Source organism: Acinetobacter sp. BWR-L5, from assembly GCF_039655985.1.
Classification (GTDB): domain Bacteria; phylum Pseudomonadota; class Gammaproteobacteria; order Pseudomonadales; family Moraxellaceae; genus Acinetobacter; species Acinetobacter johnsonii.
In genome coordinates this window covers 214,731-234,152 of sequence record NZ_JAGFEV010000002.1, presented here as the reverse complement: position 1 = coordinate 234,152, position 19,422 = coordinate 214,731, and the positions used below count along the sequence as shown (strand labels likewise).

22 protein-coding genes are annotated in these 19,422 nt (G+C 41.6%); 12 read left to right on the top strand and 10 right to left on the bottom strand.

Annotation, left to right across the window (positions count from 1 at the left end; all coding sequences use genetic code 11):
* The first annotated feature begins 141 nt into the window (after positions 1-141).
* From JZ787_RS04585 to JZ787_RS04570, 4 genes are all read left to right on the top strand, one after another.
* Positions 142-1,074 carry a rhodanese-related sulfurtransferase gene (locus JZ787_RS04585; RefSeq protein ID WP_078425297.1) on the top strand — a complete coding sequence of 311 codons (933 nt, stop codon included), beginning with the start codon at positions 142-144 and terminating at the stop codon, positions 1,072-1,074.
* Positions 1,075-1,288: 214 nt separating this feature from the next.
* Positions 1,289-1,588 carry a hypothetical protein gene (locus JZ787_RS04580; protein ID WP_183174773.1) on the top strand — a complete coding sequence of 100 codons (300 nt, stop codon included), beginning with the start codon at positions 1,289-1,291 and terminating at the stop codon, positions 1,586-1,588.
* A gap of 78 nt (positions 1,589-1,666) precedes the next feature.
* The gene (locus JZ787_RS04575) at positions 1,667-2,281 is read left to right on the top strand and encodes a DedA family protein (protein WP_346311786.1); all 615 of its coding nucleotides are present in this window, start codon (positions 1,667-1,669) and stop codon (positions 2,279-2,281) included.
* Positions 2,282-2,303: 22 nt separating this feature from the next.
* Entirely contained in the window at positions 2,304-2,717 is a 414-nt protein-coding gene (locus JZ787_RS04570) for an ABZJ_00895 family protein (RefSeq protein WP_004695488.1), read from the top strand.
* Positions 2,718-2,781: 64 nt separating this feature from the next.
* Here the strand turns inward: JZ787_RS04570 and JZ787_RS04565 are convergent, their stop codons facing one another.
* The gene (locus tag JZ787_RS04565) at positions 2,782-3,675 is read right to left on the bottom strand and encodes a LysR family transcriptional regulator (RefSeq protein ID WP_346311785.1); all 894 of its coding nucleotides are present in this window, start codon (positions 3,673-3,675) and stop codon (positions 2,782-2,784) included.
* 104 nt (positions 3,676-3,779) lie between these two features.
* On the opposite strand from JZ787_RS04565, the gene JZ787_RS04560 reads away from it, so the two are divergent.
* Positions 3,780-4,382, top strand: coding sequence for a LysE family translocator (locus JZ787_RS04560; RefSeq protein ID WP_346311784.1), 603 nt, complete (start codon positions 3,780-3,782; stop codon positions 4,380-4,382).
* A gap of 117 nt (positions 4,383-4,499) precedes the next feature.
* Here JZ787_RS04560 and JZ787_RS04555 read toward each other — a convergent pair whose 3' ends face one another.
* Entirely contained in the window at positions 4,500-5,024 is a 525-nt protein-coding gene (locus tag JZ787_RS04555; protein WP_087526358.1) for a YecA family protein, read from the bottom strand.
* A gap of 70 nt (positions 5,025-5,094) precedes the next feature.
* Entirely contained in the window at positions 5,095-5,304 is a 210-nt protein-coding gene (locus JZ787_RS04550) for a hypothetical protein (protein ID WP_004982817.1), read from the bottom strand.
* Between the two features lie 433 nt (positions 5,305-5,737).
* Here JZ787_RS04550 and rpoD point away from each other — a divergent pair, with 433 nt between their 5' ends.
* From rpoD to JZ787_RS04520, 6 genes are all read left to right on the top strand, one after another.
* Positions 5,738-7,624, top strand: coding sequence for an RNA polymerase sigma factor RpoD (gene rpoD, locus JZ787_RS04545; protein ID WP_346311783.1), 1,887 nt, complete (start codon positions 5,738-5,740; stop codon positions 7,622-7,624).
* Positions 7,625-7,746: 122 nt separating this feature from the next.
* Positions 7,747-8,034: a DUF493 domain-containing protein gene (locus tag JZ787_RS04540; RefSeq protein WP_039890011.1), complete on the top strand. Its 288-nt coding sequence runs from the start codon at positions 7,747-7,749 to the stop codon at positions 8,032-8,034.
* 162 nt (positions 8,035-8,196) lie between these two features.
* On the top strand, positions 8,197-8,856 hold the full coding sequence (lipB, locus tag JZ787_RS04535; RefSeq protein ID WP_346311782.1) for a lipoyl(octanoyl) transferase LipB: 660 nt from the start codon (positions 8,197-8,199) through the stop codon (positions 8,854-8,856).
* A 78-nt stretch (positions 8,857-8,934) separates the two neighbouring features.
* Entirely contained in the window at positions 8,935-9,468 is a 534-nt protein-coding gene (locus tag JZ787_RS04530; RefSeq protein WP_010327323.1) for a hypothetical protein, read from the top strand.
* Between the two features lies 1 nt (position 9,469).
* Positions 9,470-10,654 carry an iron-containing alcohol dehydrogenase gene (locus JZ787_RS04525; protein WP_346311781.1) on the top strand — a complete coding sequence of 395 codons (1,185 nt, stop codon included), beginning with the start codon at positions 9,470-9,472 and terminating at the stop codon, positions 10,652-10,654.
* A gap of 265 nt (positions 10,655-10,919) precedes the next feature.
* Positions 10,920-12,314, top strand: coding sequence for an APC family permease (locus tag JZ787_RS04520; protein ID WP_010327325.1), 1,395 nt, complete (start codon positions 10,920-10,922; stop codon positions 12,312-12,314).
* A 64-nt stretch (positions 12,315-12,378) separates the two neighbouring features.
* Here the strand turns inward: JZ787_RS04520 and JZ787_RS04515 are convergent, their stop codons facing one another.
* On the bottom strand, positions 12,379-12,933 hold the full coding sequence (locus JZ787_RS04515) for a flavodoxin family protein (protein WP_346311780.1): 555 nt from the start codon (positions 12,931-12,933) through the stop codon (positions 12,379-12,381).
* Between the two features lie 90 nt (positions 12,934-13,023).
* Positions 13,024-13,806: an SDR family oxidoreductase gene (locus JZ787_RS04510; RefSeq protein ID WP_346311909.1), complete on the bottom strand. Its 783-nt coding sequence runs from the start codon at positions 13,804-13,806 to the stop codon at positions 13,024-13,026.
* Positions 13,807-13,921: 115 nt separating this feature from the next.
* Here JZ787_RS04510 and JZ787_RS04505 point away from each other — a divergent pair, with 115 nt between their 5' ends.
* Positions 13,922-14,308 carry a helix-turn-helix domain-containing protein gene (locus JZ787_RS04505; protein WP_004695464.1) on the top strand — a complete coding sequence of 129 codons (387 nt, stop codon included), beginning with the start codon at positions 13,922-13,924 and terminating at the stop codon, positions 14,306-14,308.
* A 24-nt stretch (positions 14,309-14,332) separates the two neighbouring features.
* Here JZ787_RS04505 and JZ787_RS04500 read toward each other — a convergent pair whose 3' ends face one another.
* From JZ787_RS04500 to lolA, 5 genes are all read right to left on the bottom strand, one after another.
* Positions 14,333-14,812, bottom strand: a complete 480-nt coding sequence (locus JZ787_RS04500; RefSeq protein WP_346311779.1) for a tRNA (cytidine(34)-2'-O)-methyltransferase — start codon at positions 14,810-14,812, stop codon at positions 14,333-14,335.
* Between the two features lie 32 nt (positions 14,813-14,844).
* Entirely contained in the window at positions 14,845-16,221 is a 1,377-nt protein-coding gene (cysG, locus tag JZ787_RS04495) for a siroheme synthase CysG (RefSeq protein WP_346311778.1), read from the bottom strand.
* 76 nt (positions 16,222-16,297) lie between these two features.
* Entirely contained in the window at positions 16,298-17,569 is a 1,272-nt protein-coding gene (gene serS / locus JZ787_RS04490) for a serine--tRNA ligase (RefSeq protein WP_346311777.1), read from the bottom strand.
* A gap of 100 nt (positions 17,570-17,669) precedes the next feature.
* Entirely contained in the window at positions 17,670-18,482 is an 813-nt protein-coding gene (locus tag JZ787_RS04485; protein ID WP_216076690.1) for an RsiV family protein, read from the bottom strand.
* A 131-nt stretch (positions 18,483-18,613) separates the two neighbouring features.
* On the bottom strand, positions 18,614-19,312 hold the full coding sequence (gene lolA / locus JZ787_RS04480) for an outer membrane lipoprotein chaperone LolA (RefSeq protein WP_010327331.1): 699 nt from the start codon (positions 19,310-19,312) through the stop codon (positions 18,614-18,616).
* Positions 19,313-19,422 lie beyond the last annotated feature (110 nt).

Here is a 19,422-nt window from a genome sequence, read left to right as displayed (position 1 = left end):
TTTTGTCTTTGGCAACTGAATATACACGCTCCCCTACCACTTGAGAAGCCATTTAAAATGTTTACTTATCTCGCATCTTGATTCAATTCCATGTAAAATATGCGCCTTAAAATTATCTATCAAAATACATTGGAGTACTCCATGAACGCTACTGTAGAACAGCTTGCACCTGTAGAACAGCAAGCGACGACTGGTTGGGTTGTTGCCGCACTTTATCAATTCAAAGAAGTTCAAGATCCTGCTGATCTGCAACAACGTCTTTTAGACTTGGTAAAAACCATCAACCTATGTGGTACTCTGATTGTAGCGGGCGAAGGCATTAATGGTACGGTTGCAGGCGACCGTGCCGCGATCGATATGATTCATCAATTCCTTCTGAATGAAGGTTTTAACGAAATGGAATACAAAGAGTCTGACAGTGCAGACAAACCATTTCGTAAAATGAAGATCAAACTTAAAAAAGAGATCGTGACTTTAGGCGTTGAAGTAAAGCCACGTGATTTAGTCGGTCACTATCTTGACCCGAAAGAATGGAATGACCTGATTGCTCGTGATGACGTCATTTTGATTGATACACGTAATGACTATGAATACAAAGCCGGAACATTTAAGGGTGCTATTGACCCGAAAACAGAAAGCTTCCGCGAATTTCCAGAATACGTTAAACAAAACCTTGAACAGCACAAAGATAAAAAAATTGCGATGTTCTGTACAGGTGGTATCCGCTGTGAAAAATCGACCTCCCTTCTTCTTCAAGAAGGTTTCAACGAGGTTTATCACTTAAAAGGCGGCATCTTAAAATACTTAGAAGAAACTCCTGCTGAACAAAGCATGTGGGAAGGCGAATGTTTCGTTTTTGATGGCCGTACTGCCGTCACTCATGGTGTTGAAGAAGGCCTTAACATTAAGTGTCATGCTTGTGGTTGGCCACTTCTTCCTGCTGAAGCAGAAGAACCTAGCTATGAACATGGTGTGTCATGCAAATACTGTATCGACAAAACCACAGAAAAACAAAAAGAAGGCTTCCGTATGCGCCAGTCGCAGATTGCTGCGGCTAAACGTAAACGCCTTTAAAATCATTCAGATGATTTAAGTCAAGAATAAGCCCTCATTTGAGGGCTTATTCTTTTATCCAGTTCGCGTTTTTTAAAAATATTTAACAATTTTGTCACAATATTTAACTCAATCCGAGTCATACTGTATAAATAATAAGCTAAAGTGGTGCCCTGAAGGTCTCCACATAACAATAAAAATGACATGCCTAAACGACGAAAATAGGATGATTGCCATGCATAAAATAATCATGCCACGCCATCGCACACTGATTCGCAATGCCGCAGCAAGCCGTATCGAGCAATATCAGAATACCAGCTTCAACCAAATCAAAGCCAAGCTTGAACAACGCACGCATTTATTTATCGTGGTTTTGGGCATGTTGATTGGTTCAAGTATTGCCCTTGGCATTGGTTACCATTTAAGTTCAAATCTCTTAAATTATACGTTGCTTAGTTTAATCCCGATTGCGTTGGCCTATAGCTTACGTAAAGTCTATATTCACACCCTGACCCATACCCGTTTCGATGAATAGAAAACAATACATTTCAATTCTTTACCCACATGCGATAAGTCCTTAAGATAACTTATCGCATTTATTTTTATGGTCTATATGAATCTCACTGCATGGATCATCTCTGTCATGGAACAACTGGGTTATTGGGGAATAGCCTTACTGATGTTTCTTGATAATGTTTTTCCGCCTATTCCTTCTGAAATTATCATGCCTTCTGCAGGTTATGCCGCCTCACAAGGCGAGTTGGTTTTAGTTGGGGTCATTATTGCAGGATGTATTGGTTCACTCTTTGCCGCAGCAGTGCTCTATTGGATCGGTTATCAATTTAAACAAGAGCACATTTTCAGATGGGTTGACCGCTATGGTAAATATCTATTTATCAAATCCACCGATGTGAAAAAATCCTTAGATTGGTTTGAGCAGTATGGTCACCGTATTGTATTTTTTGGTCGCATGATTCCTGCGGTACGTTCACTAATTAGCATCCCTGCGGGAATGAGCCGTATGCCCTTTTGGAAGTTCATGTTTTATAGTGGACTCGGTACGATTATCTGGACGACATTTTTAGCAACAGTCGGTTATTACTTTGGTGAAAACCAAGCACTGATGCATCAAATTTTTAGCAAAGTCGGTTATGTCATTATTGCCATTGTCGCTGTGATTATCCTTTGGATTTTATATCGCAGGCATCTAGGTAAAACGCGCATCTAATTTATTCATTTTGGGGAAATACATGAAACACTATTTACTGCATTTTGCGGCGGTATATAGCATTGCTTTGGTGCTGTTAATCACCGTACTGGTCTTTGGTCTAAACCTTGGCGGTTTAACCTTAATTCCGACCTTAGTGGCTTGTGCACTAATTAGTGTCGGACACTTCGTAAAAAAAGAACACCGTGTTCCAAACAATCATGAAAAAATTCAACTGGTTTGGGGTTCAAGTGCTGTCGCAATTATCATTGGTAGTTTCTTTGTACTATTTTTAGTGCTAATGAACCCCAATGCTGAAGCGATTATGAAATCAGTCGATAATGCTGGTATTGGACTCACCGCTGTCGTTATGCTGTGTATGGTCGCGATTCATGGCGCTATTTTTCATATTGCCTATGGTTGGTACGCAGACTATTGTTTTAAAAAGTTACCATAAAAAAGCACCTCATTTGAGGTGTTTTTTTATACTTATAAAGATAGTAATCAAATGCTGCACGTGATTAGTACTTTTGAGTGGAAAGAGCCATTAACTTTGTTTGGCTGGCTCTCATTTCTTCAATCAACCAATCCTTAAAAATGACTTTATTTGGATCATCCTCAAAAGGAGATGCCGAAAGTAAATAATAAGCGGAGCCATCTTGCACAATCGGGCTAAGCATATCTAACATTTGAAAATCGAGCTCTTTTTCAACCATATAAGCTGAAGCCACTGTTGCCCCTAACCCTGCTAAAGAGGCCTCTATACACAAATAGAAATGTTCCAACGCTACTTTTTGAAAGTGCTTAAACTGCGCTTTATACGCATCCTTAAATTGTGTCCAAAGTTTAGGTCGCGAACTGGAAATAAACAGCTGTGACATCGGGGCTAAATGCTTGTGACGCGATACACAAACCATATGCTCATCCGCCATTTTTTCGCTATAAATGGCCTTGCCCCACTCAAAATCATTACGCCTTAAGGCCAAGTCGATGTTTTGCGCTTTAAAATCCGCTTCTCCACCACCTGTTAACAAACTGATATCAATCTCAGGATAACGTAGCTTAAATTGAACCAAGCGCGGAATCAGCCATTTCATGGCGATAGTCGGTTCACAGGATAAGATTAAGGTCTTCTTCTCATTCTTCTTTTTTCTTGTCATCTGAACGAGGCACTGGTCAATCTGAGGAAAGACCTGCTCACAACAATCAAACAGTGTTAGACCATATCCCGTCAGCTGTAACTTTTTGCCGTCACGAATAAATAAACGACGCCCCAGTGCCTCTTCCAAATTTTTTAACTGCTTACTGACCGCCCCTTGAGTCACAAAAAGTTTTTCAGCAGCGATGGTGACACTGTCATAGCGGGCGACATAATAAAAAAACTTAAGAGAATTCAGTGACACGCGCTCAATCATTCCAAAAACTCATCGATAAGTAATAATTAAAATCGATTTTCACTATAGCAAATATATGAAAAATATATAAATCCTTTTAATTCAACCTGAACAAGGATCAATGAGTGAATGAAATTATAGCGATTGCAATCATCACCCTACTTGCAGTCATCAGTCCCGGTGCTGACTTCTCTTTGGTCAGCCGAAATAGTTATCTATATGGGCGTAAACAAGGAATCTATACCGCATATGGTATTGCTTGTGCTGTATGGGTACACATTTGCTATAGCGTACTGGGACTCAGCTTCTTAAAGCACTACATTCCAAACCTATTGCATATCATTCAATATATTGGCGCGCTGTACCTGATGTATATCGGGTACAAAACATTTACCCAACAGCAAATTAGTGACCATGTCACCCACGCTTTACTGCATCCACGGCAAGCATTTATACAAGGTTTTCTTGGCAACAGCTTAAATCCCAAAACTACGCTATTTGTGATGAGCATCTTTGCACAGTTACTGCGAGGCAATCATGGTCTAACACATTTAATCGGTTATGGCATGTTTATCTCGGTCAGTCATCTACTGTGGTTCTTGCTCATTTCACTATTCTGCTCTACCCCAGTGATCCGAAATAAAATTTTACGCAAACAAGTGAGTATTAACCGTGTCATCGGTACCGTACTCGCAACTTTAGGACTTTGCTTATTTCTCACAAATTAAGCATGAGTGGTACCTGCGTTTAAACACTAAAATTTGGGCATAAAAAAACGTCCTCTAGGGACGTTTTTTTATTTGCTTGCTAATGCCTGCGTCGCTGATGTCACAACGCAAGAACAATTATGCTGGCGTATGATACATGAGATAAAGTTCGTTTAAGTTCTCTGGAATTTCTTCTGCAAGCTCATCCATTAACTGACCGTTACGACGGAAAGTTTCCATTTGCGGATCTTCTTCATCAATCCCACTAAATACCATAATTGGTAAAGTAAGATCGACCAGTTGCTCTTCAAACTCAGGCGTGAACCATGCATCTTCATTGAGGAACATTGCATCGACAAAACCAACGCTCCAATCCCCTAGACTTGACTCAACATCGGCCTCTTCAATTTCAAAAGGAAATTCAATCCCTTCTTCATTGGCAAGGTTTTGACGAATAGACTCAAGCCAAGCTTTCACTTGCACGATGATCTCGGCAGGTACTTTCTTTTGATTATTATCAAAAAGTTCATCCAACCATTTTGCAAAAGTAGGACCAACTGCAATTGCACACAAAAAACCATGAGTCGCTGCAAAATCTAGACCATACTCATTTTGGTCACCATCTAGATATTCACTCAATAAGTCTAAATCTAAAGCACTCATTTCAAATCCAAATTCAGAAACTGATTAGGGCATTAGCATAGCATTTTCAGACACGATGCTACATCTGATTTTAGTCTTCTTCGTCGTCAAAATCGTCGTCATCGTCGATGTCGTAATCAAAATCTTTAAGCTCACGTTCCAAACGGCGCTGTGCAAGAAGGTCATCAATCAGGCGACGTTTTTCTAATGATTCTTTCGCACTAATTTTACTTGATGACTCATCAAAATTAACATCATCATCAGCGTAGTTATCATCTAGTTCAAAATCTGTAGAAGACACTAAAACTACCTCATAGTGAAAAAATGTGAAGGGTCTTAGCCGCTATTTATATGGGTTCCAGAACCTTGTCAAGTTTTATTTGCATTTAGAGCAATTAATTTGATTTTTAGTCTTTATTTCTAACCAATTTTTATGGCATGATATAATCCACCCTGCGTCTTTATAGTTTATGACTTTAAATGGTCACATAAAATCCAAATCTTTCAGATTTCAAATTTGGGTTTTGAACTTGAGTACGCTAGGGATGAACTTGAAAACAACAAATTCACCCCCATCTAAATCACTGAATTTATATTTTTAATATTTTATCAGGCAGCTTTTGGCTGACTATCCCTGATGGAATACGCAGTTATTTACAAATAAGTTTATGAAGCGAATTGTGCCCAGATGCACAGTTTTCCACTGCCACAGATTCAACGAAGAGTAAGCAAAGATGAGCGATATGACTTCCCCTACTTCACAAGTAGCGGCTCTGATTAGCCGAGGCAAAGAGCAAGGTTACCTAACTTACGCTGAGGTTAACGATCATCTCCCAGACTCGATCACTGAAAGCGAACAGATTGAAGACATTATTCAAATGCTTCAAGACGTTGGTATTCCTGTGCACGAACGTGCGCCTGAATCTGATGATGCAATGTTTGAAGGTGGTAATGAAGCTGCCGATGAAGTTGCTGAAGAAGAAGCCGCTGCTGTTCTTGCCTCTGTAGAAAATGAGCCTGGTCGTACCACTGACCCTGTCCGCATGTATATGCGTGAAATGGGTACTGTTGAACTGTTGACGCGCGAAGGCGAAATCAGTATTGCAAAACGTATTGAAGAAGGGATTCGTGACGTTCTTCACTCGATTGCTTACTGGCCAAATGCGGTTGAAGTGGTATTACAAGAATACAAAGATTATGAAGCGGGCGAACGTCGTCTTGCAGACATCCTTTCAGGTTATTTAGACCCTGAAACTGATGAAGCGATTCCAGAAGTTCTTGAAGAAGAGTCTGAAATTGATGAAGAAGATGATTCTTCAACCAAGTCTACCAAAGATGTGAAATTGGATGACGACGAGGAAGAAGAAGAGTCTGAAAGTGATGATGATTCTGAAGGTGAATCTGGCCCAGATCCTGAAATTGCCAAAGCGCGTTTTGACGAACTGACTGCGGCTTGGAAAAACACCCGAACCATCATCGAAAAACATGGTCGTTCAAGCAAAGAAGCAGAAGACGCTTTAGAGTCACTTGCAACTGTGTTTATGATGTTCAAATTTACACCACGTTTATTTGACATCATTTCGGAAATGATTCGTGGTACACATGAACAAATCCGTACCTCTGAACGTGAAGTAATGCGCTATGCAGTACGTCGTGGTCGTATGGATCGTACTCAATTCCGTACTTCGTTCCCTGGTCAAGAATCAAACTTTGCTTGGTTAGATGAACAAATTGCGAAAGCTTCGCCAGACCAAAAAGGCTATCTTGAAAAAGTACGTCCTGACGTTTTAGCGTTCCAACAAAAAATTGCAGATATCGAAAAAGATTTGGGCCTTGATGTTAAAGGCATCAAAGACATTTCAAAACGTATGGCTGTTGGTGAAGCGAAAGCACGCCGCGCGAAAAAAGAAATGGTTGAAGCCAACTTACGTTTGGTTATTTCGATTGCGAAAAAATACACCAACCGTGGTTTACAATTCTTGGACTTGATCCAAGAAGGTAACATTGGTTTGATGAAAGCCGTAGACAAGTTTGAATACCGTCGTGGTTATAAGTTCTCGACTTATGCAACATGGTGGATTCGTCAGGCCATTACTCGTTCGATTGCCGACCAAGCGCGTACCATTCGTATCCCAGTACACATGATCGAAACCATTAATAAGATCAACCGTGTATCACGCCAACTTCTGCAAGAAATGGGCCGTGAACCAACACCTGAAGAACTCGGTGAACGTCTGGAAATGGACGAAGTTAAAGTGCGTAAAGTGCTGAAAATCGCTAAAGAACCAATTTCGATGGAAACACCGATTGGCGATGATGAAGATTCGCACTTGGGTGACTTCATTGAAGACAGCAACATCACTTCACCTGTCGATGCTGCAACGTCTGAAGGCTTAAAAGAAGCAACGCGTGAAGTGCTTGAAAACTTGACTGAACGTGAAGCGAAAGTTTTGAAAATGCGTTTTGGTATCGATATGCCAACGGACCATACTTTGGAAGAAGTGGGTAAACAGTTTGACGTGACACGTGAACGTATTCGTCAGATTGAAGCGAAAGCACTACGTAAATTACGTCACCCTTCTCGTTCTGAACATTTACGTTCATTCCTAGAAAACGACTAATTCATACCGATACATTGGAGACTTGAAATTTAATCACGAGTCTCCATTATGTATTTAAGAGCAACACCTAACGCCTGCAGTTTCGCAGGCGTTTGAAATAAGGGGGACTGACGCTCATGACTATGTTAGACCGTACACCATCACGTGAATTACAAGAACATCTTTGGGTATTCCCTATGGACTACCCAATCAAACTCATAGGCTTTGCCAGCACTGAGTTACATGTTGCAGTGGTTGAAATTTTAGTCAAACATTTCCCTGATTTTGATGGTGAATCGATCCAAGTCCAACCATCACGCACAGGTAAATACCATTCTTTAACTGCCCAATTGCGTTTTGAAGAATTAGAACAAGTTCATCAACTGTATGCAGACCTTGCAGCTTGTCCGTTAATTAAAACGGCGCTGTAATTCAAATGATGTATCAATGAGACACGCTTACGAGCGTGTTTTTTTGTGCCTAAATTTTTGATCTACTGAATTCAGCTTATTCACTGAAGAAATCCCCCTACGCTCTTGATCTTTTCTTTATAATTTCAGACATACTTTTTGTTTTATAAGGACGCAAGTGCCGTGTCAGATGCCGTTCTCAAACCACAACTCATTATTCGCCAGTTTGATAATTTAACTTCATATGCTGACCGCTTTGTAGAAATGAAAGTACTGACTGAACAACGGGATGCAGACACACCAGATGAACTTTGGATTTTGCAACATCATGACGTGCTCACCCAAGGCCAAGCTGGAAAACCTGAACACATCCTCATGAGCAGTAACATTCCTGTGGTACAAACGGATCGCGGAGGGCAAGTCACTTGGCATGGTCCTGGTCAGTTGGTGGCCTATTTTATGTTTGACCTCAACCGACTTGGTTGGAACGTCCGTACCTTGGTGTCTTATGCTGAAAACCTAATGATTGAGTTACTCAAGAAATATGAGATTGAAGCCTATGCCAAACCTGATGCACCCGGCGTGTATGTCGATGGACGCAAGATTGGCTCACTGGGTTTTAAAATTCGTAAAGGGCGCAGTTATCATGGTTTATCCTTAAATATTGACTGTGACTTATTTGGGTTTCACACCATTAATCCATGCGGCTATGCAGGCTTAGAAATGGTGCGTATCTCAGACCTCAAATCAGACTATCCGCGCTTTGAAAACTTATGTGCCGACATTATTGAAACTTTACAGCACAGCGGTTACTTTAAAGAAGTTCAAGTACAGCATATATAAAGGCTTTGCTTTTCATGGAAAAATAAATTAGAGTATTTACTCTAAACTAATAATTATTTTTAGAAAGGACAACAGCGAGTGATTAACGTAAATTCAGTGAAACCCGCTCTGCAATTGACCTATGTCAAACTTATGATGGATGTGATTGGCCGAGGATTGGTCATGGCCAGCCAAGTCGATAGTGAAATTCAACAAGAAGTTGCCAAATTTCCAGCCAATTTCACCTTATCGATGAATGTCTTTCCAAACGGCCCGGCTTTTTTAGCCAAAGTGACCGAAAACCATCAACTCGAATTACTTACTCCGGGAAGTTTAAAGGCAGATTTAACCATCACTTTTAAACATCTAAGCCACGCCTTTTTGGTGTTTTCATTTCAAGAAAGTACAGCACAAGCTTTTGCACACGACCGCATGATTGCAGATGGCGATATCTCCTATGCAATTCGCCTCGTCCGCTGTCTGAATAAAATGGAATCCTTGATTTTACCGAAAATGATCGCGGAACTTGCCGTCAAAGAATACCCAACTGAATTGGGCTTAAAAGAAAAACTCACAGGCGCTGCAAATATTTATCTCAAAGTAGCCCAATCATATTTAAAACGGAGTGCATAACATGGCGAAGCCTTATTACGAATTTTTCTGTCCTGTAAAAGTGATCGCTGGTCATGCTGCTTTAGAACACATTCCGTTTGAACTGGCAACATTAGGCGCAACCCGACCTTTAATCATTACCGACAAGGGTGTACGTGCCAATAACTTACTAGCACCTATTGAAGCAGCTTTTGAGTCTACCGATGCAGTGATTGGTGCAATTTTTGATGATGTTCCACCCGATTCAAGCTTAGAGACGGTACGTAAAGCAGCCAATTTGTATCGTGAACACCAGTGCGATGCGATTATTGCTGTCGGTGGCGGATCGGTGATTGATACCTCGAAAGCCACTAATATTTTGGTGTCTGAAGGTGGTGATGACTTACTCAAATACTCTGGGGCACACAACCTACCTAAACCACTCAAACCCTTTTTTGTGATTCCAACCACGTCAGGTACAGGTTCTGAAGTTACTATGGTTGCGGTGGTGTCTGATCCAGAGAAAAATGTCAAACTGCCATTCGCATCGTACTATTTAATGCCGCATGCTGCGATTCTCGATCCACGTATGACCCAAACCCTGCCACCACACTTGACCGCGATGACCGCAATGGATGCCATGACCCATGCCGTCGAAGCCTATACATGCATGGCACACAATCCGATTTCAGATGCCTATGCTACGGCTGCAATTAAGAAAGTCAGCAACCACTTGTTTAATGTGCTGGATAATCCAAACGATGCCAACGGCCGCTTAGAATTGGCTCAAGCCTCGACCATGGCTGGAATTGCATTTTCAAACTCGATGGTGGGCCTTGTACACTCACTTGGACATGCCTTAGGTGCAGTGGCACACTTGCCGCATGGACTATGCATGAACCTGTTCCTCCCTTATGTCCTTGAATTTAACAAGGAAGTGAATGGTGACAAAATTGCAGAGCTCCTGTTACCGCTTGCAGGGCCAGACATTTATGCGCAGACTCCTGCCCACTTACGTGCAGACAAAACCATCAGCACATTACTCACCATGCGTGATCGCTTATTTACCCTAACCAAGTTACCCCGTACCTTGAGTGAAACAGGAAAAGTGACCTTAGAACAACTCGATGAGGTGGCAGAAAAGGCCCTCAATGATGGTTCAATCATTTACAACCCGAAAGAAGCCAGCTTAAAAGATTTAAAAGCAATTTTAGAAAAAGCTTGGTAATTCATAAAAAATCAGCCAATATAGCGACAATCTTAGCCTGATGCTTTTTTAAACATCGGGCTTTTATTTGCCATAAGGAATAATGCTTTCCTTATAACTATTGGCATAAAAACTGCTAAAAAATCTGAAAAAGTTACTGACAAAAGCGGCCAAATTAATGTAGATTGGCGCACTTTTGAAATTAAACACAGGGGGGATCGTTCGTCTCAAACGATCCTTATTAAACATGACTGATCCTTGATCAACGATTAAGAGGATAACGCCGTTGACTAATATTTCTGGGACTCAATCGGCAGCTAAACTGCAAAAAACGCTAGGTCTCTGGCACATCATTATTATTGGTTTAGCTTATATTCAACCAATGACATTATTTGATACTTTCGGTTTAGTATCAGAAGAAAGTCATTATCATGTGCCAACGTCATATATCATTGCTTTAATTGCAATTTTATTCACGTCGATCAGTTATGGTCACATGATTCGTCGCTACCCTTCCTCGGGTTCAGCCTATACCTATGCACAAAAATCCATCCATCCGAATGTCGGATTTATGGTCGGTTGGTCATCATGGTTAGACTATTTATTGTCTCCAATGGTCAACATCATTCTTGCCGTGATTTACCTTGAAGCCTTATTCCCTGATGTAAACCATTGGGTCTGGGTGGTAGGTTTAACTGCATTTATGACCGCGGTCAACTTACGTGGTGCACGCTTCGTTGCAAACTTTAATGGTTTGATCGTTTTTGTACAGTTAGGTGTGATTGCTTACTTCACGTGGATGGTTTACAGCTTACTTGCTGGTGGCGTCAACGCAGATGGTACTTTGGTCAATGCAAAATATCAGTTATGGAGTTTAGAGCCATTCTGGAATGAGCTTACTTCACTGGGTGCCCTGATTACAGGTGCGACTTTGCTGTGCTTCTCATTCACAGGTTTTGACTCGCTCAGCTCGCTGGCAGAAGAAACAAAAGATACCGAGAAAACTCTACCTAAAGCGATTTTCTTAACGGCACTCTTGGCTGGTGTGATTTTTATTATCAGCACCTACTTCATGCAGATTTACTTCCCGAACGATCCAAAGACTTACTTTGAAGATGTTGCTGCAACACAGCCCGACATTTTACAAGCCGTCGGTGGCGTTGCGTTTAAAACGGTGGTGTTGTACTTCGCAATTGTAACTGTTATGGCATCGGGTATTTCGGCACATGCAGGCGTTTCACGCTTAATGTATGTAATGGGCCGCGATGGCGTGATTAACAAGAAGATTTTTGGTCACATTAGTCCGAAAAGCTTTACACCGTCTTATAACATTCTAATTGTAGGTGCTGTAGCATTAACCGCTGGCTTCATGGACTTAGACATCGTTATTTCGATGATCAGCTTCGGTGCGTTAACTGCATTTACCTTTGTAAACTTATCAGTGATTTCACGATATGCACTACGTGATGGCCGCACAAAGAATATTAAAGATATCTTGAGCTTTGTGATAATTCCAATGTGTGGATTCCTCAGTATTTTTGCCATGTGGCTAGAGATTGAAGAAACCGCGTTGAAATTCGGTTTATGGTGGGCAATGTTTGGTATTTTATACTTAGGTTATAAAACCAAAGGCTTTAAGCAACCTGCACCACAACATAATGAATTTGACGATCCGCTCTAATCTTTCATTCAAAAGAAAAAGACGCCAAGTGCGTCTTTTTCTTTTCTAAACTAGAGCTAAAAAACTAGCCCTTAAATTGTTTAGTTAATTTAGCAATACGTTGTGCATAGGCTTTTGTGGTTTCGAGATCCCCAGTTGGGATTTCATCCGTACTTGCATCCGATGGTGATTGCACCAACAAGCCTACAGAACCACCCAAATTATTTACATCTTGACGGGTTGCCGCTTTACTGTTGGCTGGCAATAAGCCCAAGCTTACCCAAATACCACCATGCTGTGATGCAAGTGTTTGTAGTTGAATTAATGTCACTTGCTTATCACCATTTAAGCTTGCACTATTGGTAAAGCCACCGAAAATTTTATCTTGCCATGCACGGGTAAACCATTTTTTTGAAGATGCATCTGCAAATTTTTTAAATTGCCACGGCGCAGTGCCCATATAAGTTGGTGCACCAAATACAATTGCATCAGATTGATCCAGTGTCAGCCAATCTTGCTCTGGAATGTCTCCATTTGGGTCAATCTCCACCAAATTTGCACCAATTTCTTGCGCAAAAGTTTGTGCAATCACTTTGGTATGTCCATAGCCTGAATAAAAAACCACTGAAATATTCGACATTTTAGTTTCCTCTTTTGAATCACTTGATTGGCATTGCTGCGTCAAGCATGACGCTGCGTAAACCATTAAAAATAAATAGAATGAAATATCTTAAATACTGGCCTGATCGGGCTTGAGCTTCACATAACTTGCAACTTCAGCGCTTAGGCCCTGCTTCAACTGCTGGGTCTTTTCACCGACCAAAACTTCATACGCATTTTGCTCGATGCCTTGAAAGATTTTTTGAGCTACTGTTTCTGGCGCAATCTTCGGAATGGGTAATGAACGTGTCAGATCGGTGTCAATAAAACCCACATGCACCCCCATGACCTGAATATTAAATTGAGACAACCACTGACGACTTGAGTTGGTATAGGACCATGCTGCCGCTTTAGAAATGGCATAACTGGTCAAAACAGTGCTTGGCTCCCATGACACATCCGAGAGAATATTGACCACATAAGTCTGTTGGTTCTTTTTCAAGATCGGAGCAAAAATTTGCGTCACTCGCATCAAGCCCAACAAATTGGTTTCCAAAATCTTTTGCGTAGCCGTAATGATATTGGCATCGACAGGATGCTCATTCAAAAGTGCAATGCCCGCATTATTCACAAGAATCGTGGTATCTGCGCATTGTTCTGCTGCCTGCTGAATAGATGCTTCGTCATTTACATCCAGTTGAATCGGGGTAAGCCCTTCTTCCTGAAAGCTCCCAATCTGGCGCATACCCACATAGATCTTTTTAGCGCCCTGACGACGTGCCTCCCGAGCGATGGCAAGTCCTAAGCCACGATTCCCACCCGTAATAAAAACAACAGCCTCTGAAACTTTCATCATGTGATCCATCCAATTGCCAGTATCTTGCGAAAGCGTAGTCTGATGACAGCGCTGCATTAAGTCTGTATTCATGATACACTTATGAAACCTAGTATCAATTAGTTACCACTTGGTAACTGGTCTGATTGATTGTTTCAAATGAAGATAGAACGTAAAAGGAGCATGGTTAGAAATGAATAAACCAATGAAATTTAATATTTTTCATCCAGATTGTCCTGCTCGTCTTTTTTTTGAAAAATTTGCAGACAAGTGGATTTTATTGATTGTGTATACACTGGATCAGGAGTCACAGCACTTTAATGAGCTCAAGAAAAATGTTTTAGGTATTTCACCTAAAGTACTGTCACAAAAATTAAAGATCTTAGAGCGCGATGGTTTTTTGACGCGAACCATTCATGAAGATAACGTGATTCGAGTGGAATATGCGTTAACCGAGATTGGCAAAGACTTTGCTCAAAATGCCTATCAAATGAAAGATTGGGTCGAAGCCAATATGCTTAAAGTTTTAAAATCCAGAGCTGGATTCGATCAAAAGCTAGAAAAAACAGAGCCCGCTTAAGCGGGCTCTGTTACAGCAATTTGATTAGACTAAAGGCTTAAAACCCTGCTGACGCCATGCTTCATACACAATCACAGCGGTCGCATTGGATAAGTTCAAACTGCGCGAGTTTTCAGCCATGGGCAAACGAATCCAATGCTCTTTTGGAAACAACATACGAACCTGCTCAGGCAGACCACGTGTCTCAGGTCCCATGAGTAAAGCCACGGGGCGATTCAAATCCGAAGTATGCGGGGTTTCCTTTCCTTTGGTGGTTAGAGGATAAATCGCATTTAGATCAACCCCTTTTTCAGCTAAATCCGCTAAACACTCATCGAATGTTTCCCAAATTTGCATGCGCGCCCACTCATGGTAGTCCAAACCTGCGCGTTTGAGTTTTTTATCATCCAGCTCAAAGCCGAGAGGCTTAACCAAATGCAGCTGCGCTCCAGTATTAGCACATAAACGAATGATATTGCCTGTGTTTGCAGGAATTTCGGGCTCGTATAAAACAACATGGATCACAGCTTTTCTCTACTCTTTCAATATGGCAATAATTAATCTTGCCACTGTAATTGTTCACGCAAGCTTACTACATCACCAATGATGGTCAATGTAGGCGCTTGAATATGATTTTCTTCAACTTTTGATGCGATATCCGCTAAGGTCCCGACCACCACTTTTTGTTCTGGCGTGGTACCTTTCGAGATCAAAGCAACGGGCATGTCTGGGCGCTGCCCATGCTCAATTAACTTTTCACAAATTTTTTCTAAACCAACCAAGCCCATGTACAGCACAAGCGTTTGATTCTGATAGACCAACTCATCCCAAGGTAACTCAGGCGAACCTTCTTTTAAATGTCCCGTAAGGAAACGCACGCTTTGCGCATAATCGCGATGTGTCAGCGGAATGCCTGCATAAGCCGAACAACCCGAAGCCGCAGTAATCCCCGGCACCACTTGAAATGGCACGCCAGCGGCAAAAAGTTCTTGAATTTCTTCACCACCACGACCAAAGATGAAAGGATCGCCACCTTTTAAACGGCAAACACGTTGACCTTTTGAGGCAAATTCTACCAACAAAGCGTTGATGCCTTCTTGCGGAACAGCATGGTTAGAACGGGCTTTACCTACATAAATTTTTGTTGCATCTCGGCGACAGAGCTCCATAATCGCAGGGGAAACCAAACGATCATAAATCACCACATCGGCTTGTTGCATCAAACGTAATGCTTTAAGGGTCAGCAACTCAGGATCACCCGGACCTGCACCAACCAAATACACCTCACCTTTCGGGGTTTTCCACTCCAACAGTGCTTGTTCGATTAAACGATCCGCTTCTGTAAAATTGTCATGAAAAACCTGTTCTTTCAGGGGACTTGCATATAAGTCTTCCCAAAAAACACGGCGCTCGTCAGGATTGGAAATCTTCGCTTTCACCGCTGCACGCCATTTTCCTGAAAACTCAGCCAACTTGCCCATGCCATGTGGAATGCTGGTTTCAAGCTGGGTACGAATTTGGCGAGATAAAACGGGGGATGTGCCATTGCTGGCCACTGAAATCACCAAAGGTGAACGATCGACAATAGCAGGAACCATAAAACGGCAATGCGGTGGATCATCAACACTATTGACCAGTATTTTCAGCGCTTCACAATCCTCAAAGACTTGAGTATTCACCGCATAATCATCTGTTGCAGCAATCACTAAACGATAGTCATTAAGTTGAATCTGCGCAGGATATAGCGCTTGGATATATTGCCCTTGGCTTTCGTCAACCAGTTGCAATAAATTTGCATCAATATCAGGAGCAATGATATGAATCACCGCTCCTGCTTTATGTAACAACACTGCCTTACGGTAAGCAATATGCCCACCACCAACAATCAGACAAGGTTGCTGTTGCAACTTTAAAGAGATTGGAAAAATATCCACACACGACCTCAATGAGTTTTATCTGACTGTCTTAAAGCAATTATTGTGCACAAAACTGTGCAGTACATCGACTTTATTAGTCAATGTACTCAACGCCGCCCATATATGGACGAAGCACGGTTGGGATTTCAATCGAACCATCAGCACGTTGGTAGTTTTCCATGACCGCAAGTAAAGTACGGCCCACAGCCAAACCTGAACCATTCAGCGTATGCACAAATTCAGTTTTCTTTTGGTCTGCACGGTAACGTGCTTTCATACGACGTGCTTGGAAATCCCCCATGTTTGAACATGAAGAAATTTCGCGGTACGTATTTTGACTTGGTACCCAGACTTCAAGATCGTAAGTTTTAGTTGCACCGAAGCCCATATCACCACCACAAAGAATGATCTTACGGTACGGTAAACCAAGTGCTTTCAAGATCCCTTCAGCATGACCTGTAAGCTCTTCAAGCGCTTGCATTGAGTCTTCTGGTTTAACAATTTGCACCATTTCAACTTTGTCGAATTGGTGTTGACGAATCAAGCCACGCGTATCACGACCATATGAACCTGCTTCACTACGGAAACATGGCGTATGCGCTGCATATTTTAGTGGTAAACGGTCTGCATCAATGATTTCATCACGCACGAAGTTGGTTACAGGCACTTCCGCAGTTGGAATGAGGTAATACTCTTTTTCACCTTGTAATTTGAATAAATCTTCTTCAAATTTAGGCAATTGGCCTGTACCACGGAGTGAGTCAGCATTGACTAAATACGGCACATAAGCTTCGGTATAACCATTTTCCAAAGTATGCGTATTCAACATGAACTGTGTAATCGCACGTTGTAGACGAGCAAGTGGTCCTTTGAGCACACTGAAACGAGAACCTGTCAATTTGGTCGCTGTTTCAAACTCAAGACCGCCCATCCACTCACCAAGGTCAGTGTGGTCTCTAATTTCGAAGTCAAACGTACGCGGCGTACCCCATGTGAGGATTTCCACGTTATCGCTTTCGTCTTTTCCTTCAGGAACAGACTCATCTGGCAAGTTTGGAATGCTGAGTGATTTTGCTTCAAGTTCAGCTTGTAATTCAGACAAAGCGACTTCTGCGGCTTTGATTTCATCACCAATCGCTGACATGCGCGCCATAATTTCAGATGCATCACCACCAGCTTTTTTAATTTGGCCAACTTGTTTTGCACCCGAATTACGTTCAGCCTGAAGAGATTCAGTTTTGGATTGAATCTCTTTACGGCGAGCTTCTAGTGATGCCCATTCTTCAACATTCAGTTGTACACCACGTTTTGCTAAGGCTAAATTTACAGCCTCAATATTATTTCTGAGTAATTTCGGGTCGATCATAGCCAATCTTTTGCAAAGAAAAAAACTGGCTATAGTGTAAGCGCTTCAGGCCGAAAAATACAGTCACGCGATCACTAGCTGTGGCTTATTACAGCAATTTTCATGGCTTTTCTTTGCTCGATTTTTCTCGTTCAGCTGCATAATCGACAAAACTCGGCAAATATTCCGCCTTAATTAAGCCGCTGGCTTGTTGATACGGTAAAACCAATTCAGACATTCCTTCTGCATAAGACGCTAATTCATATAATGGATAGACGAACACCACACCTTTGGCACTCATATAATAATTATCGGTCAGCTTCAATTGCTCGCGTGAAATATTATGATCGGACAGCCACATGCTATTGGCACTATACAATGCATCTAATAATTGAGACTCTGTCTTGTCCACCACAATGTCACTCAGCGCAACACGTTTTTTCGTTGCCAAATCTAAGGTGATGTATTCGTTGTGATACATGCCATGTGCGGCACGCGCTGGGTAGTGATAATACATCAAGACAAAATCAGCATATTTGCCACGCTGCGCCACATAACGGACATCAGACAAAGTTTCACTGAGCATGTTTTCATCAATCTGTGGCTTAGCCTGCTTCGAGCTTTCAAACGCCACAGGATTGGCTTTTTTCATCCGCTCATCAAAATATTGATTGATCCATGGAACATTGGTGTCCAAGCTGTACAGCTGGTATTTGGTGCACCCTTCTTCATCACAAGCAATAGAACGCGCCAATTGTAATGGTCGAACTTTCGCCTCAATCAATGGCAAGGTCTGTACGACTTGAGCTGGTTTAGCTGTTTCTTCATTTTTTGCAGCATTACTGTCATTTTGTGGCTGGCATGCGCTGAGCAATCCAACACACAACATCATTGCAAAGACAGATCCAATTTTATTGTTATGAAGTAATATCATGATTTACCCGCAGTTAAGTATTCAATAGCACAGACTATACAAAGCACAGCCATAACTTCCCACCACGTTATGTAACTGAACCTGACCCAATAAAAAACCACCCGAAGGTGGTTTTAAACAACAGACTCATTTTATTGGTCAATAATGTCTGTGCCTTTAGGCGGAGTAAAATTAAAGGTTGAAGCTGGGATATTGGTATTTACCTTGGTGTTATTAAAACGCACATAGGTTGTTTGTCCTAAAGAATCTTCTAAGATCATTAGCGTCGGCGCATTTTTCGCACCAAAACTGATCGTTAAACTTTGAAACGCACCATCATCGCTTTTTGGGTACAGGGTATAGTAAGTTTTGCTCTGATTTGGTTGCGTAATACGGTATGACTTACGAATCTGTTCCGTATTCCCTGACAATAATAGTGCAGGGGTATTCGCCACCTGTTCATCTAAAGTCTGACGAACTGCTTGCTGTAAGTCTGGATCATAAATCCAAACCGTTTTGCCCGAAGTCACAATGGTTTGTTTTGCAGGGCTTGTAGTTTCCCAATAGAATTTCCCTGGACGCTCAACTTTCATCACCCCTTTAAAGGTCTGATTCATGTGCTGGGCAGATAAACCTTGTTTCTTCGGTGCTTTAGATGAATTTGTGACTTTGGTGGTTTGCTCAAAGTTAGAACTGATACTTTGAATACCACTCAACTGTTTCACTAAACTCGTCGTCGCTTGTTGCTCCGATGCTGCAACCGGAGCTGCAAATACTGTACTGCTCATAACAGGGCCAAGTGTTACTACACCTACTGTCATTGCACATAAAGTCTTACGAAGCATTTTCATAATCTCACCTTTTATAATTTGCGCAGTCGCAATTTGTTAGATGAGCTATCTTAAATCAAATTTTATGGCTAATAATTGAGAATATAAGAAGATTTGTATATTTATTTGTG

Excerpts from the sequence above, each read along its gene's own strand:
- JZ787_RS04585 (WP_078425297.1), top strand. The coding sequence starts at position 142 with ATGAACGCTACTGTAGAACAGCTTGCACCTGTAGAACAGCAAGCGACG.
- JZ787_RS04580 (WP_183174773.1), top strand. The coding sequence starts at position 1,289 with ATGCATAAAATAATCATGCCACGCCATCGCACACTGATTCGCAATGCC.
- JZ787_RS04575 (WP_346311786.1), top strand. The coding sequence starts at position 1,667 with ATGAATCTCACTGCATGGATCATCTCTGTCATGGAACAACTGGGTTAT.
- JZ787_RS04570 (WP_004695488.1), top strand. The coding sequence starts at position 2,304 with ATGAAACACTATTTACTGCATTTTGCGGCGGTATATAGCATTGCTTTG.
- JZ787_RS04565 (WP_346311785.1), bottom strand. The coding sequence starts at position 3,675 with ATGATTGAGCGCGTGTCACTGAATTCTCTTAAGTTTTTTTATTATGTC.
- JZ787_RS04555 (WP_087526358.1), bottom strand. The coding sequence starts at position 5,024 with ATGAGTGCTTTAGATTTAGACTTATTGAGTGAATATCTAGATGGTGAC.
- rpoD (WP_346311783.1), top strand. The coding sequence starts at position 5,738 with ATGAGCGATATGACTTCCCCTACTTCACAAGTAGCGGCTCTGATTAGC.
- JZ787_RS04540 (WP_039890011.1), top strand. The coding sequence starts at position 7,747 with ATGTTAGACCGTACACCATCACGTGAATTACAAGAACATCTTTGGGTA.
- JZ787_RS04525 (WP_346311781.1), top strand. The coding sequence starts at position 9,470 with ATGGCGAAGCCTTATTACGAATTTTTCTGTCCTGTAAAAGTGATCGCT.
- JZ787_RS04515 (WP_346311780.1), bottom strand. The coding sequence starts at position 12,933 with ATGTCGAATATTTCAGTGGTTTTTTATTCAGGCTATGGACATACCAAA.
- JZ787_RS04510 (WP_346311909.1), bottom strand. The coding sequence starts at position 13,806 with ATGCAGCGCTGTCATCAGACTACGCTTTCGCAAGATACTGGCAATTGG.
- JZ787_RS04505 (WP_004695464.1), top strand. The coding sequence starts at position 13,922 with ATGAATAAACCAATGAAATTTAATATTTTTCATCCAGATTGTCCTGCT.
- serS (WP_346311777.1), bottom strand. The coding sequence starts at position 17,569 with ATGATCGACCCGAAATTACTCAGAAATAATATTGAGGCTGTAAATTTA.
- JZ787_RS04485 (WP_216076690.1), bottom strand. The coding sequence starts at position 18,482 with ATGATATTACTTCATAACAATAAAATTGGATCTGTCTTTGCAATGATG.
- lolA (WP_010327331.1), bottom strand. The coding sequence starts at position 19,312 with ATGAAAATGCTTCGTAAGACTTTATGTGCAATGACAGTAGGTGTAGTA.